At 65.0% G+C, this 2,217-nt stretch carries 4 protein-coding genes and 1 tRNA gene; all 5 read right to left on the bottom strand.

What is annotated here, in order from left to right:
• Positions 1–437: tyrosine-type recombinase/integrase (locus AC1DY5_RS52315; RefSeq protein ID WP_478122131.1), on the bottom strand; the 437-nt coding region annotated here is incomplete at its 3' end.
• Positions 410–682, bottom strand: a complete 273-nt coding sequence (locus AC1DY5_RS52320; protein WP_478122132.1) for an Arm DNA-binding domain-containing protein — start codon at positions 680–682, stop codon at positions 410–412. The genes AC1DY5_RS52315 and AC1DY5_RS52320, both read right to left, overlap by 28 nt.
• A gap of 217 nt (positions 683–899) precedes the next feature.
• A tRNA-Pro gene (locus tag AC1DY5_RS52325) sits at positions 900–976 on the bottom strand.
• Positions 977–1,027: 51 nt separating this feature from the next.
• Entirely contained in the window at positions 1,028–1,732 is a 705-nt protein-coding gene (locus tag AC1DY5_RS52330) for a glutathione binding-like protein (protein WP_478122133.1), read from the bottom strand.
• Between the two features lie 100 nt (positions 1,733–1,832).
• Positions 1,833–2,217 (bottom strand): NAD(P)/FAD-dependent oxidoreductase (locus tag AC1DY5_RS52335; protein WP_478122134.1); only part of this gene is annotated, 385 nt, incomplete at its 5' end.

The raw sequence follows: 2,217 nt of genomic DNA on the forward strand, positions 1-2,217 counted from the left end.
GGCCCGCCCTGGTACCCACGGATGACTCGGATCAGTTCACCCAGCTTCTTTGGGTCGATGATGGCCGCGAAATGTCGCTTCTTGTGCGGAGTCAGCGCGCCCTTGAGGTCGGCGGAAATGTCCCGGGACGCTCGCGCCGTGGCGACGGCATAGCGCCAGACGGCCCGCGCGGTCTGCAGTACCCGGCTCGCGACGTCCAGCGCGCCGCGTTCCTCAACCCGACGCAACGCCGCCAGCAACTCGATGGGCTCGATCTCGCCGATGCGCCGCTCGGCGAAGTAGGGGAACAGGTCTTTTTCGAGGTTGCGCTTTTCGCGGATGGCGTAGTGGGTGCTCCATCGAGATTCGTTCTTGCCGTACCAGTCCAGCGCCGTGGCCTTAAAGGTGTCGCCTTCAGCAATCCCGCTTTTCAGCTTGGCGATCTTGCGCGCCTGCACCAAGTTGACGCCAGCGGCCCGGTCTTTCTGGCGGCATCTCGAGCTAGCCTCACGGCCTTCAAGGTCACATCCGGATAACCCCCCAGCGCAAGACGGCCTTCCTTGCCGTTGGCGTAGGTTTTCCAGAACCATCGCTTGGAGCCAGCAGGGCTCACCTCCAAGTACAACCCACCGGCATCTGTCAGGCGTAGGCGCTTCTTGTCAGGCGGGCAGGTTGCGTTCTTGCACTGGACCTCGGTGAGCATTGGGAAACACTCCAACCGGGAACACCTCTTTTAAGGGGGCGACCGGGGAACAATTCCCCGGTTTGGGGCCGATACCCCGGTTCGTTCCCCGGAATGTTCCCCGGTTTGGGGTCGGCAGTCAACGGACGATCATGGACGGATATGGACCCAAGCCTCATGATTTCCCAATGAAAAAGGGCGTCAGGTGGATGACACCGGACGCCCTTGGACAAACTATTGGTCGGGGCGAAAGGATTCGAACCTTCGACCCTCTGGTCCCAAACCAGATGCGCTACCAGGCTGCGCTACACCCCGACGAGCCTTCAATTCTAACCTGCGAATCGGGGGCGGTCCGGCGGACCTGCCTCATCTGCGCTGATATTGCGTCTTGCCGAACAGGACTTCACGCTCCTTGTCGCCCGTGATCGGCTGCCGCAGGTCGGCCAGCACCTTGACGCCGCGCTGCACCGCCGGCCGCGCGGCAAGCGTGTCGAACCATCGCTCGAGGTGCGGATAGTCGGTGAGGACGATGCCCTGGTTCTCCCAGCTGCGCAGCCACGGAAAGATCGCGATGTCGGCGATCGAATAGCTCTTGCCGGCGATGAACTTGTTGCTCGACAACTGCTTGTCGATCACGCCGTAGAKGCGCTTGGCCTCGTTGCTGTAGCGSTCGATGGCRTAGSCGATCTTCTCGGGCGCGTASAKRCGGAAGTGGTGCGCCTGGCCSAGCATSGGGCCGACRCYGCCCATCTGGAACATCAGCCACTGGAGCACCTCGTAGCGCTCGCGGTCTCCGGTCGGCAGGAACTTGCCGGTCTTGCCGGCCAGGTAGACCAGGATTGCGCCCGACTCGAACAGCGAGATCGGCTTGCCGTCCGGTCCGTCGGGATCGGTGATGGCCGGAATCTTGTTGTTCGGGCTGATCTCCAGGAAGTCGGAATCGAACTGGTCGCCCTTGCCGATGTTGACCGGATGGGCGCGGTAGTGGAGGCCGCACTCCTCCAGCATGATGTGAACCTTGTGGCCATTGGGCGTGGGCCAGGAATAGACGTCGATGGGGGCTTGGGTCATGTCCGAGGAATCCAGGGGGTGAACGGAAGGCCGGCCAGCATAGCCCCGGCCGCGATTTCCTGCAGGCGGACCGGCGCCTCGGCCGGCCCGACCTACTAGCTCAGGCCCCCGCCGCGGCCGGCGCCAGGTGCTGGTGGATCAGCGCGACCACCGCGGCGCCTTCGCCGATGGCACCGCCGACCCGCTTGACCGAGCCCGAGCGCACGTCGCCGACCGCGAACACGCCGGACACGCTGGACTCGAGCGCGGCCGCGGTCTTGGCCGGAAAGCCGCCGCGCGCCGCTTGTCCCGTGAGCACGAAGCCGTGCTTGTCGAGGGCGACGCCGCAGCCTTCGAGCCAGTCGGTCTCGGGCACCGCGCCGATGAACAGGAAGATGTTGCGCGCCGGGCAGTCTTCCAGCTGGCCGCTGCGCCGGTCGCGCCAGGTCGCGCCGTTCAGGCCGCTGCCCGGCTCGCCGTGCAGCGCCACCAGCTCGGTGTACGGA

This window comes from Variovorax sp. P4_D9 (assembly GCF_056401695.1).